Below are 14788 nucleotides of genomic sequence, written 5' to 3' on the forward strand. Positions count from 1 at the left end.
GAATTCTCGACGGATGCTGAACATGCAAAGGCTCCAGACCGTGCTGTTGCAGTGCGCCGGGTGGCTGCTCTACATGAGCCTGCTCATGCTGATCGCCCTGGCCCTGCCAGCCGATATCTTCGACTCGCAGTCGAAGCACTTCATCTTCCTGGTCGGCGCAGTCGGCATCTGGCGCTATTCCATGGGCGCCACCCACTTCATCCGCGGCATGATCTTCCTGTACATCGTCTACCCGTACCTGCGCCGCAAGGTGCAGAAGATGGGCGATGCCACCGCCCCGTCGCATGTGTACCTGATGGTGACCAGCTTTCGCATCGAAGCGCTGACCACCGCCCAGGTGTACAGCTCGGTGATCCGCGAGGCGATCAACTGTGGTTTCCCCACCACCGTGGTCTGCTCGCTGGTGGAAATGTCCGATGAACTGCTGGTGAAGAGCCTGTGGGCCAAGTACAACCCGCCGGCCCATGTGAAGCTGGACATCGTGCGCATTGCCGGTACCGGCAAGCGCGATGGCCTGGCCTACGGCTTCCGTGCCATCTCGCGCATGCTGCCGGACGAAAACGCCGTGGTGGCGGTGATCGACGGCGACACCGTGCTGGCCGATGGCGTGGTCCGCAAGACCGTGCCGTGGTTCAAGCTGTTCCCCAACGTCGGTGGCCTGACCACCAACGAGTTCTGCGAAGTGCGCGGCGGCTACATCATGAGCGAGTGGCACAAGCTGCGCTTCGCCCAGCGCCACATCAACATGTGCTCGATGGCCCTGTCCAAGCGCGTGCTGACCATGACCGGGCGCATGTCGATGTTCCGCGCAAGCGTGGTGACCAACCCCGAGTTCATCGCCGACGTCGAAAGCGACTCGCTGATGCACTGGCGCCTGGGCCGCTTCAAGTTCCTGACCGGTGACGACAAGTCCAGCTGGTTCAGCCTGATGCGCCTGGGCTACGACACCTTCTATGTGCCGGACGCCGCCATCAACACGGTCGAGCACCCGCCAGAGAAAAGCTTCTTCAAGGCCAGCCGCAAGCTGATGTACCGCTGGTACGGCAACAACCTGCGGCAGAACTCCCGTGCGCTGGGCCTGGGCCTGGGCCGTCTGGGGCTGTTCACCAGCATCGTGCTGTTCGACCAGCGCGTGTCGATGTGGACCAGCCTGCTGGGGCTGACCGTGGCGGTGATCGCCAGCCTCAAGTTCGGCATGGCCTTCCTGCTGGTGTACCTGCTGTGGATCGGCATCACCCGCCTGATCCTCACCGTCATGCTGCTGTGCTCCGGCCACAACGTGGGCCCGGCCTACCCGCTGATTCTCTATTACAACCAGATCATCGGCGCGCTGATGAAGATCTATGTGTTCTTCCGCCTCGACAAGCAGTCGTGGACGCGTCAGCCCACTGCCCTCAAGCGTGACCTTGCCAGCTTTCAACAATGGTTCAACACCTGGTCCTCGCGGACCATGACCTTCTCGGCTGCCAGCATCTTCGTTGCTGTGCTGTTCATGGTCGTGTGAGCCCAACCCGGATCGGATCTAACAGGAACAAACACCATGAATACCGCCGTGAACGTCAATGTCGTGCATGAGTCCGAAGCCCAGCGCCAACACGCCCGGGTGCGCATTCCCGCCAAGCTGCGTTTCCTGGACGCCCAGCGCCAAACCCATGAAGTGAAGGTCGACGACCTTTCCGCAGGTGGCCTGAGCTTCCACACCAAGCAGCCACTGTCGGTGGGCGATGTACTGCGCGGGCGCCTGCAGTTCGTGGTCGACAACCTGGGCCTGTCGATCGACATCGAGTTCCAGGTGCGCTCGTACAACCCGAGCAGCGGCCGTACCGGTGCGCAGTTCCAGAACCTCGAACCCCGCGACATCGCCACACTGCGGCACATCATCACCAGCCACCTGTCGGGTGAGCTGATCAGCATCGGCGACGTGCTCAGCACCCTGCAACGTGACAACTTCACCAAGGCCCGCAAGCAAAAAGACGGCGGCTCTGGCCTGAGCGCCTTCGGCCGGCTCAAGGCAGTCACCGTCACCTTGGGCGTATTCGTGGTCGGCGTCGCTGCTTTCGGCTTCGTCGCCAAGTCGCTGTACGGCATGTACTTCGTCAGCCATGCCGAAGCTGGCGTGGTCGCCGTGCCCACCACCACCGTCACCATGCCGCGCGACGGCACCGTGAGCAGCCTGGTCGAGAGCGGTGGGCAGATCGCCAAGGGTGCGCCACTGGCCAGCTTCACCACCAGCATGCTGGACATGCTCAAAGGCAACCTGGACGACACGCAACTGGAACCGGCGAAGATCGAGGAACTGTTCGGCAAGCAGCTGTCCGGCACCCTCACCAGCCCCTGCGATTGCGTGGTCGCCCGCCAACTGGTGGACGACGGCCAGTATGCCGCCAAGGGCCAGCCGATCTTCCAGCTGATCCCGCGCACCACCACGCCAATGGTCGAAGCACGCTTCAGCTACCGCCAGTTCGACGAGGTCAAGCCAGGCACCCAGGTCAACTTCCAGGTGGCCGGCGAAGACGAAGTACGCACCGGCCAGATCGTCAGCAGCGCCAGCCTCAACAGCGAAGACCTGGCCTCCGACATTCGCGTGCAGATCAAACCCGATAGTGGCCTGCCTGCCGAACTGGCTGGCCGCCCGGCTGCGGTCAACAGCGACCGTGGCCCATCGTTGAACTGGCTGATCGACAAAGCCGTGGCCCGTGGGCTGTAAGAGGATCACAGCATGATTCCCTACAAGAAGAGCGCAAGCCTGGGCCTGTGCGCCCTGGCTGCCGCCATCACCCTGGCCGGCTGTGCCGGCCTGCCCGACCAGCGCCTGGCCAACGAAGCCATGAAGCGCGGCGACACGGCACTGGCCGAGCGCAACTACAAGGCCCTGGCCGACCTGGGCTACAGCGAAGCACAAGTGGGCCTGGCCGACATCAAGGTGGCCACCCGCGACCCGTCGCAAATCAAGGAAGCCGAGGCCACCTACCGCGCAGCGGCAGCCACGTCGCCCCGTGCCCAGGCACGCCTTGGCCGCCTGCTGGTGGCCAAGCCCGACAGCACCCAGGCCGAACGCGAAGAAGCCGAAACCCTGCTCAAGCAGGCAGCCCGTCAAGGCGAAAGCAACACCCTGATCCCACTGGCGATGCTCTACCTCAGCTACCCGCAGAGCTTCCCCAAGGTCAACGCACAGCAGCAGATCGACCAATGGCGCGCCGCCGGCAACCCGGAAGCGGGCCTGGCCCAGGTGCTGCTGTACCGCACCCAGGGCACCTACGACCAGCACCTGGGCGAGGTGGAAAAAATCTGCAAAGCCGCCCTGAACACCACCGACATCTGCTACGTCGAACTGGCCACCGTGTACCAGAAGCGTGGCCAGGCCGACCAGCAAGCCGCCCTGCTCGGCCAACTGAAAGCCGCCTATACGCGTGGCGCCGTGCCGGCCACCCGGGTCGACAGCGTTGCCCGTGTGCTGGCTGACCGCAGCCTCGGCCAGACCGACGAGAAAACTGCCAAGGACCTGCTTGAGCAGGTGGCCCCGGCAAACCCGGCGTCCTGGGTCAGCCTGGCGCAACTGGTGTACGACTTCCCCGAACTGGGCGACACCGACCAGTTGATGGCCTACATCGACAAGGGCCGCGAAGCCGAACAGCCGCGTGCCGAACTGCTGCTGGGCCGCCTGTACTACGAAGGCAAGACCCTGCCAGCCGACGCCAAGAAAGCCGAGCAGCACCTGCAGGCTGCCGCCGACGCAGGCGAGATCAGCGCCCATTACTACCTGGGCCAGCTGTACCGCCGCGGCTACCTGGGCAACGTCGAGCCGCAGAAGGCTGTCGACCACCTGCTGGCCGCCGCCCGTGGCGGGCAGAACAGCGCCGACTACGCCTTGGCCCAGTTGTTCAGCGAAGGCCACGGTATCCGCCCGCAACCGGGCAACGCCTGGGTGTTCGCCCAGCTGTCGCAGGTCAACCCCACGCCGCAATCGAGCGAACTCTTGCAGCAACTCGACCAGCAACTCACGCCCGACCAACGTAGCCAGGCCCAGCACCTGCTGGACCAGGAAAAGCAGGCACGCGGCAGCATGGCCCAGGGCGCGAACAGCACCCTGGCCCTCGAAGCCCTGCAAGACGACGAAAAAGAAGTAGACGGTGAGGACTCGCTATGACGCTCAATCCCTTCGTGAAAGCTGGCATCGGCCTGAGCTTCGCCCTGCTGTGGTCCTGCCCGACCCTGGCGGAAATGACTGCTGAAAAGAACTTTGGCCTGGATGTGAAAATCACCGGCCAGTCGGAAGACGACCGCGACCTGGGCACCCGCCCTGGCGGTGACGTCAACGGCCTGGGCCTGGACCTGCGCCCGTGGGTGTACGGCGAACGCGGCAACTGGAGCGCCTATGCCATGGGCCAGGCCGTCGCCGCCACCGACACCATCGAAACCGACACCCTGCGCCAGAACGACGACGGCAGCACCACCGACACCGGTGACGACAGCCGCCAGCCAGACAAAAGCTACCTGGCCATGCGCGAGTTCTGGGTGGGCTACAGCGGCCTCACTGCTTACCCCGGCGAGCAACTTCGCCTCGGTCGCCAGCGCCTGCGCAGCGACGATGGCATGTGGCGCGACACCAACATCGAAGCGCTGAACTGGACCTTCGACACCACCCTGCTCAAGGCCGACCTGGGCGTGGCCCAGCGCTTCAGCGAATACCGCACCGACCTCACCGAGCTGGCCCCGGAAGACAAGGACCGCACGCACCTCTACGGCAACGTCGCCACACAGTGGACCCCTGGCCACTGGGTAGGCGTGCGCGCCCATCACACCCACGACAGCGGCAGCCTGAAAAACCCGGGTGAAACCGTCGACGCACTGGACAAGACCCGCACCGGCGACCTGACCTGGCTGGGCCTGGAAGCCAACAGCGACGCCTACAACTGGCGCAACGACCACACCGTCAACTACTGGGGCAGCGTCACCTGGCTGACCGGTGACCGCGACACCCTCAGCAGCCAGGCCGTCGGCGACGATCAGGTTGCCACCGGCAAGCAGAGCGGCGACGTCAACGCCTGGGCCACCGACCTCGGCATTCGCCTGCGCCTGGACCCGCAATGGCAGGTCGGCGCGGCCTATGCCCGTGGCAGCGGCGGCGGTGGCGACGACGGCTCGAACAACTTCGAGCAGACCGGCCTTGAGAGCAACCGCTCCAACTTCACCGGCACCCGCTCGCGTGTGCACCGCTTTGGTGAAGCGTTCCGTGGTGAGCTGGGCAACCTGCAGGCCGCCACCCTGTTTGCCTCTTGGCAGCTGCGCGACGACTACGACGCCAGCCTGATCTACCACAAGTTCTGGCGTGTCGACGGCAACCAGAACATCGGTTCCAGCGGCATCAACGCCGCCGTCGACGACAACGGCGTCAACCGCCAGCTGGTCGACGGCGAAAAAGACCTTGGCCAGGAAATGGACGTGGTCGTGACCAAGTACTTCAAGCAAGGCCTGCTGCCGGCTTCGATGAGCCAGGCCATCGACGAGCCTTCCGCCCTGGTGCGCCTGCGCGCCGGTGTGTTCAAGCCGGGCGACGCCTATGGCAAGGAAGCGGATTCGTACATGCACCGCGCCTTCGTCGACGTGATCTGGCGATTCTGAGGCCGGGAGAAACCTGATGAACCTTCACCCGCACTTACGTCACAGCCTGTTGGCCAGCGCCTTGCTGCTGGCCAGCGGCCTGGTCGCCGCCGCAGAACCTCAGGTCATTGCCAAGGAACTGCAACAGGCCAAGACCTACACCGTGGCCAGCGCGCCGATCGAGCCGCTGCAGATGGACCCGCCCAAGCTGCCTGACCTGACCGGTTTCACGGCCGAGGCGGTGCAGAAGAAGATCGACCGCAGCCACAAGGGCAAGGTCAGCCTGCGCCGCATGTTCCAGGAGGACACCCTCAAGGAGTTCGTCGGCGGTGACAACAAGGCGGCCGAGTGGGTGCAGCGCCAACACGGCATCCCGCAGGCGATTTTCGTCGATGACGGCCATGTCGACCTGGTGGAGCTGAGCAAGAAGGTGCCCAAGCAGTACCTCAGCGAAGTCGAGCCGGGTGTGTACCTGGCGCGCCTGCCGATCGTGGTTGGGCAAAAGGGCATCCTCGAAATCGACGGCAAGGTCAAACAGCTGCGCCTGTCCCAGGAAGGCGGTTCGTTCCTGGTCAACGACGGCAAGCTGTTCGTCACCGACACTCAGGTGACCGGCTGGCGCGAAAAGGACAACGGCCCGGCCACCTTCCGCTCGCCCAAGGAATTCCGCCCGTTCCTGCTGTCGTGGGGCGGCACCGAGACCTACATCGTCAACACCAAGATGGCCAGCTTCGGCTACGCCAAGTCCAAGTCGTATGGCGTGAGCATCTCGCAGTACACGCCAAACATGGCCAAGCGCATGGGCCGCCCGGAACCCACCGGCTGGATCATCGGTTCGGAATTCAGCGACATGTGGTACGGCTTCTACTGCTACGAAACCCAGGACTTCGTGGTGAAGGACAGCACCTACCGCGACAACATCGTCTACGGCATCGACCCGCACGACCGCTCGCACCGCCTGATCATCGCCGGCAACACGGTGTACGGCACCAAGAAGAAGCACGGCATCATCGTTTCGCGTGAGGTGAACGACAGCTGGATCATCAACAACAAGAGCTACGACAACAAGCTCTCCGGCGTCGTGATCGACCGTAACAGCGTCAACAACCTGATCGCCTACAACGAGATTTACCGCAACCACACCGACGGCATCACCCTGTACGAAAGCGGCGACAACCTGATCTGGGGCAACAAGCTGATCAACAACCGCCGCCACGGCATCCGCGTGCGTAACAGCGTGAACATCCGCCTGTACGAGAACGTCGCCATGGCCAATGGCCTGGTGGGCGTGTACGGCCACATCAAAGACCTGTCCGACACCGACCGCGACATTGCCCTGGACCCGTTCGACACCAAGGTGTCGCTGATTTTGGTGGGCGGTGAGCTCACGGCCAATGGCTCCGCCCCGCTGTCGATCGACTCGCCGCTGTCGGTCGAGCTGTACAAAGTGTCGATGCTCGCCCCGCGCAAGGCCAGCGGCATCAGCCTCAACGGCATCCTTGGCGAACGCCAGGACGAAATCCTCGACCTGCTGGTGCGCCAGCAAAAGGCTGTGCTGATCGACCCGGTCGAACGCCAGACCGAAATGATCGATTAAGGAAGCCCAGACCATGACCCCACACCTGATGAAACTGCTGGGCCTGTCCGCCGCCCTTCTGGCGATCAGCCAAGGCGTGCGCGCCGACGACGTGAAGGCCCCCACCTTCAGCGCCGAGCCGTGCTGCCAGCTGTGCCCTGAAGCGCACGACGCCAGCCGCTACACCACCCGTTACCAGCAGAACTTCACCACGCTGGTGCAAGCCAAGGGTGACTGGCTGTTCCGTACCCGCGAAGACTTGCGCACCGAGTTCAACACCACCCCGGCCGGCTACAAACGCTTGCAACAGGTACACGATGCGTTCAAGAAGCGCGGCGTGGAACTGGTGGTGGTGTACCAGCCGACGCGTGGCCTGGTGAACCGCAACATGCTCAACCCGGCCGAGAAAGCCGCCTTCGATTACCAGAAGGCGCTGGGCAACTACCAGGCCATGCTCAAGCGCTTCGCCAGCATGGGCTACAACGTGCCCGACCTGTCTCCGCTGACCAACGAGCAGTTGGCGGCCGCCGACCAGGGCAAGGATTTCTACTTCCGCGGCGACCAGCACTGGACGCCCTACGGCGCCGAACGCGCCGCCAGGATCGTGGCCGACACCGTGCACCACATGCCGGCGTTCGAAGGCATTCCGCGCAAGGAATTCGAAACCCAGAAATCCGGGCGCATGGGCAAGACCGGCACCCTGCACAACGTCGCCGGCCAGCTCTGCGGCACCAGTTATGCGGTGCAGTACATGGACCAGTTCGCCACCGAGCCGAAAGACTCCAGCGGCGGTGGCGACGACCTGTTCGGTGACGGTGGCAACGCGCAGATCACCCTGGTGGGCACCAGCCACAGTGGCAAGAACTACAACTTCTCGGGCTTTCTCGAACAGTACATCGGCGCCGACGTGCTCAACGTCGCCTTCCCCGGTGGTGGCCTGGAAGGCTCGATGATCCAGTACCTGGGCAGCGAGGAATTCCAGAAGAACCCGCCGAAGATCCTCATCTGGGAATTCTCCCCGCTGTACCGCCTGGACCAGGAAACCATCTGGCGGCAAATCCTTGGCCTGCTCGACGACGGCTGCGACGACCGCCCGGCGCTGATGAGCGCCAGCACCACCCTCAAACCCGGCAAGAACGAACTGATGGTCAACGGCAAGGGCGGCGTGATCAAAGACCTGATCAACCGCAACCTGCAGATGGACGTGAAGTTCGAAGACCCGTCGGTGAAGGTGTTGCAGGCCACCCTCTGGTACCTCAACGGTCGCCACGAAGACATCAAGCTGGAAAAACCGGAAACCTCCGACACCGACGGCCGCTTTGTCTTCCAGATGCGTGAAGACGAGGACTGGGCCAGCCAGAGCCTGCTGGCCTTCGAGGTGCAGGGACCGGAAAGCGGCACCCAGAAAGTCGAAGCCAAGCTCTGCAAACGCAACAACTTCGCCGTGCCTGCGCAAACCGCGCAGGCCGGCCAGTGAGGCGCCCCATGACCACGTTGAAGCGAATCTACAGCCCCGCCCTGCTCGCGCTGGCCCTGTTTGGCGGTGCCGCGCAGGCTGCGTTGGTACCGCCCCAGGGTTACTACGAGGGCATCGAAAAACTCAAGACCGGTGACGGTAACTTCCGCTGCGAAGCGGCACCCAAGCCGTACACCGGTGCGCTGCAATTTCGCAGCAAGTACGAAGGGTCGGACAAGGCGCGGGCGACGCTGAACGTAGCCTCGGAAAAGGCCTTCCGCACGTCCACTGCAGACATCACCACCCTTGAGAAAGGCGTGAGCAAGATGGTTGGCCAGTATATGCGTGACGGCCGCCCGGCACAGCTCGAATGCACCCTGGCCTGGCTGGGTACCTGGGCGCGTGCCGATGCGCTGATGTCCACCGACTACAACCACACCGGCAAGTCGATGCGTAAATGGGCGCTGGGGAGCATGAGCGGCTCGTGGTTGCGCCTGAAGTTCTCCAACTCGCAGCCGCTGGCCGCGCACCAGGCCGAGGCCGAACTGATCGAAAAATGGTTCGCCCGTCTGGCCGAGCAAACCGTGCGCGACTGGAGCGACCTGCCGCTGGAGAAGATCAACAACCACAGCTACTGGGCGGCCTGGGCCGTGATGGCCAGCGCTGTGGCCACCGACCGCCGCGACCTGTTCGACTGGGCCGTGAAGGAGTACCGCGTCGGTGCCAACCAGGTCGATGACCAAGGCTTCCTGCCCAACGAACTCAAGCGCAAGCAACGTGCCTTGGCTTATCACAACTACGCGTTGCCACCGCTGGCGATGATTGCCAGCTTCGCCCAGGTCAATGGCGTGGACGTGCGCGGCGAGAACAACAACGCCCTGCAGCGCCTGGCGCAGCGGGTGCTGAGCGGATCGAAGGATCCGAGTGCGTTCAAGACGCGCAATGGCGACAAGCAGGACATGAAAGACCTGAAGATCGACAGCAAGTACGCCTGGATGGAGCCCTATTGCAGCCTGTACGCGTGCAGTGGCGACACCCTGCAACGCAAGCGCGGCATGCAGCCGTTCAACAGCTTCCGGCTGGGCGGCGACCTGACCCGGGTCTACGACCCGAGCGCAGAACTCAAGAAATAACACGATCCCCTGTGGGAGCGGGTTCACCCGCGAAAGGGCCAGGCCTGCTATCTGCGGTACCTGTGCCGGCCTCTTCACGGATAAACCCTCTCCCACAGGAGGACTAGGTATCTCCCACCTTTTGTGTGTGGGGGGTTTGGGGGGCGCTTTGCCCTGGATGCTGTGAACAAATTAGGAGAACCGGGATGGTCTTCTCGTCCAACGTGTTCCTGTTCCTGTTCTTGCCGATCTTCCTCGGCCTGTACTACTTGAGCGGGCAACGCTATCGCAACCTGCTGCTGCTGGTCGCCAGCTACATCTTCTACGCCTGGTGGCGGGTGGACTTCCTGGCCCTGTTCGCCGGGGTCACGCTGTGGAACTACTGGATCGGCCTTAAAGTCGGTGCCGCCGGCGTGCGCACCAAGCCGGCCCAGCGCTGGCTGCTGCTGGGCGTGGGCGTCGACCTGGCGATTCTTGGCTATTTCAAGTACGCCAACTTCGGCGTCGACAGCCTCAACGCGATCATCAGCTCGTTCGGCCTGGAGCCGTTCATCCTTACCCATGTGCTGCTGCCGATCGGTATCTCGTTCTACATCTTCGAGTCGATCAGCTACATCATCGACGTGTACCGCGGCGACACCCCGGCCACCCGCAACCTCATCGACTTCGCAGCGTTCGTGGCGATCTTCCCGCACCTGATCGCCGGCCCCGTGTTGCGCTTCAAGGACCTGGTCGACCAGTTCAACAACCGCACCCACACCCTGGACAAGTTCTCCGAAGGCTGCACCCGCTTCATGCAGGGCTTCATCAAGAAAGTGTTCATTGCCGACACCCTGGCGGTGGTGGCCGACCACTGCTTCGCCCTGCAGAACCCGACCACGGGCGACGCCTGGCTGGGCGCGTTGGCCTACACCGCGCAGCTGTACTTCGATTTTTCCGGCTATAGCGACATGGCCATCGGCCTGGGCCTGATGATGGGCTTCCGCTTCATGGAGAACTTCAAGCAGCCCTACATCAGCCAGTCGATCACCGAGTTCTGGCGCCGCTGGCACATCAGCCTGTCGACCTGGCTGCGCGACTACCTGTACATCACCCTGGGCGGTAACCGCAAAGGCACCTTCAACACCTACCGCAACCTGTTCCTGACCATGCTGCTGGGCGGCCTGTGGCACGGCGCCAACTTCACCTACATCATCTGGGGCGCCTGGCACGGCATGTGGCTGGCCATCGAGCGCGCGCTGGGCATCGACACCAACCCGCAACGCTTCAATCCTGTGAAATGGGCCTTCACCTTCCTGCTGGTGGTGGTCGGCTGGGTGATCTTCCGCGCCGAGAACCTGCATGTGGCCGGCCGCATGTACGGCGCGATGTTCAGCTTTGGCGACTGGCAGTTGTCGGAACTCAACCGCGCCCAGCTGACCGGTCTGCAAGTAGCCACCCTGGTGATCGCCTACCTCACCCTGGCGTTCTTCGGCCTGCGCGATTTCTATCGCAATGCCAAGCCAGCGCCCAAGGCGACCCCGGTGCAAGTCAACGCGGATGGCTCGATCGGCCTGGACTGGACCCGGGTGATGACCCGCGCCCTGGTACTGCTGCTGTTCGTGGCCTCGATCCTCAAGCTTTCGGCGCAGAGCTACTCGCCGTTCCTGTACTTCCAGTTCTGAGGCCGATGACATGAACCGTACTTTACGCATCACCTATTCACTGTCGTTCCTCGGCCTGCTGGTGGGCATGGGCGTGTGGTCCACGGGTGGCCTGCAAAGCTTCCAGCGCACCGAGCAGATGACCGTACTCAACGGCAAGCTGGCCAAGGCCGCCGAAACCCACTACGACGCCGAATTCCCGATCAAGCGCCTGGGCACCAACCTCTGGGCCGCGCTGGACTTCAAGCTGTTCAACGAAGGCCGCCCCGGTGTGGTGCTGGGCCGCGACCAGTGGCTGTTCAGCGACGAAGAGTTCAAACCCACGGCCGGTGCCGAGCAATTGATGCAGGAAAACCTGGCGCTGATCCGTGGCGTGCGCGACACCTTGCAACAGCACGGCAGCCAGCTGGTGCTGGCCATCGTGCCGGCCAAGGCGCGTATCTACTCGGAATACCTGGGCAAGGAGCAGCCGGCCAGCCTGCACGACGACCTGTACAACCAGTTCCACGCCCAGGTGCGCCAGGCCAACGTGTTCGCCCCGGACCTGCAAGCGGCCATGGAACAAGCCAAGGCCCGCGGCCAGGTGTTCCTGCGCACCGACACCCACTGGACGCCGATGGGCGCCGAAGTCGTAGCCCAGGCGCTGGCCGAGGCCGTGAGCCGGCAGAACCTGCTCAACGGTGACCCGCAAACCTTCGTCACCGAAGCCGGCAGCACTGCGCCCTACAAAGGCGACCTGACCAACTTCCTGCCGCTCGACCCGCTGTTCAGCAACCTGCTGCCAACCCCGGACAACCTGCAACAACGCAGCACCCGCCCGGCCGAAGCCGCAGGCGAAAGCGACGACGCGCTGTTCGCCAACAACGAGATCCGGGTAGCACTGGTGGGCACCAGCTACAGCGCCAACCCGCACTGGAACTTCCTCGGTGCGCTGCAACAGGCCCTGCGTAGCGACGTGGCCAACTACGCCGAAGATGGCCACGGCCCATTGCTGCCAATGCTCAAGTACCTGCAAAGCGATGCCTTCAAAAACGCCGCACCGCAAGTGGTGGTGTGGGAATTCCCCGAACGTTATCTGCCCATGAAAAACGACCTCAGCAGCTTCGATCCGCAGTGGATCGCGCAGCTGAAAAACGCCCGTAAATCCGATGAAAACCTGGCCTTGTCGTCCACCCGGACGAACCACTGAACGATAGAGAGGAAATGCACATGACTACCAAGCCTTCGATTGCCAAAGCCCTCACCCTCGCGGCCGGCCTTTCCCTTGCCTCCCTGCAGGCCTTCGCCGGTGCCGACGCCGCACTGTATGGCCCAAGCGCGCCGAAAGGCTCGACCTTCGTGCGCCTGTACAACGCCGCCAGTGCACCGGCTGCCGCCAGTGTCGGCAACACCCAGATCAAACAGGTTGGCGCCCAGGCCAGCAGCGACTTCAGCTTCCTGCCGGGTGGCGATTACACCGCCCAGGTAGGCGGCAAGAGCGTGCCGGTGAAGCTGGCCTCGGACAAGTATTACACCCTGGTCAACAGCAGCAGCGGCAACCCGCAGCTGATCGAAGAACCACCGTTCAAGAACAAGCAGAAAGCCCTGGTGCGCGTACAGAACCTGAGCGACCAGCAGCTGACCCTGAAAACTGCCGACGGCAAGACCGAAGTGGTCAAACCAGTGGCTGCCAATGGCCGAGGCGAACGTGAAATCAACCCGGTCAAGGTCAACCTGGCGCTGTACCAAGGTGACAAGAAAGTCGGTGACGTGAAACCCGTCGCCCTGGAGCGCGGCGAGGCCGCGGTGCTGTATGTAACAGGTTCCGGCAACGCCTTGTCGCCGGTGTGGGTAACTCGCCGCGTGGCTAGCAACTGATCCCCCTGCCTCTAAACGACTATTGGAGAAACATGATGATCCCGGTAATTCTTTCTGGTGGTAGCGGTTCGCGTCTGTGGCCTCTGTCGCGCAAGCAGTTCCCCAAGCAGTTCCTGGCCCTGACCGGTGAACACACCCTGTTCCAGCAAACCATCGAGCGCTTGGCGTTCGAAGGCATGGACACGCCAATCGTGGTCTGCAACAAGGACCACAAGTTCATCGTCCAGGAACAACTGGCTGCCCTGAAGCTGGAAACCCAAGGCATCCTGATGGAACCGTTCGGCCGTAACACCGCACCGGCCGTGGCCATGGCTGCCATGAAACTGGTCAACGAAGGCCGCGACGAGCTGATGCTGGTGCTGCCCGCCGACCACGTCATCGATGACCAGAAGGCCCTGCAACGCGCCCTGGCGTTGGCCACCGTGGCCGCCGAGCGTGGCGAAATGGTGCTGTTCGGCGTGCCGGCGACCAAGCCGGAAACCGGCTACGGCTATATCCGCTCCAGCCAGGACGCCCTGCTGCCCGAAGGCGTGGCGCGGGTGGCGCAGTTCGTCGAGAAGCCCGACGAAAAACGCGCCGCCGAGTTCGTCCAGGCCGGTGGTTACTTCTGGAACAGCGGCATGTTCCTGTTCCGTGCCAGCCGCTTCCTCGAAGAGCTGAAAAAGCACGACGGCGACATCTACGACACCTGCGTGCTGGCCTTGGAACGCAGCCAGGAAGACGGCGATGTGCTGAGCATCGACGAAGCCACCTTCGCCTGCTGCCCGGACAACTCCATCGACTATGCGGTGATGGAGAAAACCCAGCGCGCCTGCGTGGTGCCGATGTCGGCCGGCTGGAGCGACGTGGGCTGCTGGTCGTCGCTGTGGGAAGTGCACGAGAAGGACGACAACGGCAACGTCACCAAGGGCGACGTGGTGGTGCAGGACAGCCGCAACTGCATGATCCATGGCAACGGCAAGCTGGTGTCGGTGATCGGCCTGGAAAACATCGTGGTGGTCGAGACCAAGGACGCCATGATGATTGCCCACAAGGACAAGGTCCAGGGCGTGAAGCAGATGGTCAAGACCCTGGACGAGCAGGGCCGCACGGAAACCCAGAACCACCTGGAAGTGTATCGCCCGTGGGGCTCGTACGACTCGGTGGACATGGGCGGCCGTTTCCAGGTCAAGCACATCACCGTCAAGCCGGGCGCCAGCCTGTCGCTGCAGATGCACCACCACCGTGCCGAGCACTGGATCGTGGTATCGGGCACTGCCGAGGTGACGTGTGACGAGAACGTGTTCCTGCTGACCGAGAACCAGTCGACATACATCCCGATCGCCTCGATCCACCGCCTGCGCAACCCGGGCAAGATCCCGCTGGAGATCATCGAGGTGCAGTCCGGGAGTTACCTGGGCGAGGATGACATCGAGCGCTTCGAGGATGTGTATGGGCGAACCTCTACACCCGTCGAGCGTGGGGTTTCGGTGAAGACCATCGCGCAATAAACAGCATCCTGGGGCCGTAATACGGCCCCTTCTTTTGAGACATCCCCGATTTG

The 14788-nt window shown here is 63.2% G+C and carries 11 protein-coding genes; all 11 read left to right on the forward strand.

Going from position 1 to position 14788, the window contains the following annotated elements; translation table 11 throughout:
* The first annotated feature begins 22 nt into the window (after positions 1-22).
* Positions 23-1504, forward strand: coding sequence for a glycosyltransferase family 2 protein (locus tag QQL85_RS16095; RefSeq protein ID WP_284354470.1), 1482 nt, complete (start codon positions 23-25; stop codon positions 1502-1504).
* Between the two features lie 36 nt (positions 1505-1540).
* On the forward strand, positions 1541-2707 hold the full coding sequence (locus tag QQL85_RS16100; protein WP_284354471.1) for a PilZ domain-containing protein: 1167 nt from the start codon (positions 1541-1543) through the stop codon (positions 2705-2707).
* Positions 2708-2719: 12 nt separating this feature from the next.
* A complete protein-coding gene (gene algK / locus QQL85_RS16105; protein WP_284354472.1) occupies positions 2720-4147 on the forward strand; it encodes an alginate biosynthesis TPR repeat lipoprotein AlgK in 1428 nt (475 codons plus the stop codon).
* Positions 4144-5622 (forward strand): alginate export family protein, encoded by a 1479-nt coding sequence (locus QQL85_RS16110; protein ID WP_284354473.1) that lies wholly within the window; start codon positions 4144-4146, stop codon positions 5620-5622. Before algK ends, QQL85_RS16110 begins: the two co-directional genes overlap by 4 nt.
* Positions 5623-5638: 16 nt before the next feature.
* Positions 5639-7198, forward strand: a complete 1560-nt coding sequence (algG, locus tag QQL85_RS16115; RefSeq protein WP_284354474.1) for a mannuronan 5-epimerase AlgG — start codon at positions 5639-5641, stop codon at positions 7196-7198.
* Positions 7199-7211: 13 nt separating this feature from the next.
* Positions 7212-8654, forward strand: coding sequence for an alginate O-acetyltransferase (locus QQL85_RS16120; RefSeq protein ID WP_284354475.1), 1443 nt, complete (start codon positions 7212-7214; stop codon positions 8652-8654).
* Between the two features lie 8 nt (positions 8655-8662).
* Complete coding sequence (locus QQL85_RS16125) at positions 8663-9766, forward strand: mannuronate-specific alginate lyase (protein ID WP_284354476.1); 1104 nt, start codon at positions 8663-8665, stop codon at positions 9764-9766.
* A 185-nt stretch (positions 9767-9951) separates the two neighbouring features.
* Positions 9952-11409, forward strand: a complete 1458-nt coding sequence (locus tag QQL85_RS16130) for an MBOAT family O-acyltransferase (protein WP_105945712.1) — start codon at positions 9952-9954, stop codon at positions 11407-11409.
* A 10-nt stretch (positions 11410-11419) separates the two neighbouring features.
* Positions 11420-12577 (forward strand): alginate O-acetyltransferase, encoded by a 1158-nt coding sequence (locus QQL85_RS16135; protein WP_284354477.1) that lies wholly within the window; start codon positions 11420-11422, stop codon positions 12575-12577.
* A 14-nt stretch (positions 12578-12591) separates the two neighbouring features.
* Complete coding sequence (locus QQL85_RS16140) at positions 12592-13245, forward strand: alginate O-acetyltransferase AlgF (RefSeq protein ID WP_284354478.1); 654 nt, start codon at positions 12592-12594, stop codon at positions 13243-13245.
* A gap of 35 nt (positions 13246-13280) precedes the next feature.
* Positions 13281-14735 (forward strand): mannose-1-phosphate guanylyltransferase/mannose-6-phosphate isomerase, encoded by a 1455-nt coding sequence (locus QQL85_RS16145; protein WP_284354521.1) that lies wholly within the window; start codon positions 13281-13283, stop codon positions 14733-14735.
* Positions 14736-14788: the final 53 nt, after the last annotated feature.

Origin of the sequence: Pseudomonas putida (assembly GCF_030159595.1) — a bacterium.
Lineage (GTDB): Bacteria > Pseudomonadota > Gammaproteobacteria > Pseudomonadales > Pseudomonadaceae > Aquipseudomonas > Aquipseudomonas putida_AC.

What these genes read in the sequence shown, in the direction of transcription:
- QQL85_RS16095 (WP_284354470.1), top strand. Translation starts at nt 23, where the DNA reads ATGCAAAGGCTCCAGACCGTGCTGTTGCAGTGCGCCGGGTGGCTGCTC.
- algK (WP_284354472.1), top strand. Translation starts at nt 2,720, where the DNA reads ATGATTCCCTACAAGAAGAGCGCAAGCCTGGGCCTGTGCGCCCTGGCT.
- QQL85_RS16120 (WP_284354475.1), top strand. Translation starts at nt 7,212, where the DNA reads ATGACCCCACACCTGATGAAACTGCTGGGCCTGTCCGCCGCCCTTCTG.
- algG (WP_284354474.1), top strand. Translation starts at nt 5,639, where the DNA reads ATGAACCTTCACCCGCACTTACGTCACAGCCTGTTGGCCAGCGCCTTG.
- QQL85_RS16140 (WP_284354478.1), top strand. Translation starts at nt 12,592, where the DNA reads ATGCACATGACTACCAAGCCTTCGATTGCCAAAGCCCTCACCCTCGCG.
- QQL85_RS16125 (WP_284354476.1), top strand. Translation starts at nt 8,663, where the DNA reads ATGACCACGTTGAAGCGAATCTACAGCCCCGCCCTGCTCGCGCTGGCC.
- QQL85_RS16135 (WP_284354477.1), top strand. Translation starts at nt 11,420, where the DNA reads ATGAACCGTACTTTACGCATCACCTATTCACTGTCGTTCCTCGGCCTG.
- QQL85_RS16130 (WP_105945712.1), top strand. Translation starts at nt 9,952, where the DNA reads ATGGTCTTCTCGTCCAACGTGTTCCTGTTCCTGTTCTTGCCGATCTTC.
- QQL85_RS16145 (WP_284354521.1), top strand. Translation starts at nt 13,281, where the DNA reads ATGATCCCGGTAATTCTTTCTGGTGGTAGCGGTTCGCGTCTGTGGCCT.
- QQL85_RS16110 (WP_284354473.1), top strand. Translation starts at nt 4,144, where the DNA reads ATGACGCTCAATCCCTTCGTGAAAGCTGGCATCGGCCTGAGCTTCGCC.
- QQL85_RS16100 (WP_284354471.1), top strand. Translation starts at nt 1,541, where the DNA reads ATGAATACCGCCGTGAACGTCAATGTCGTGCATGAGTCCGAAGCCCAG.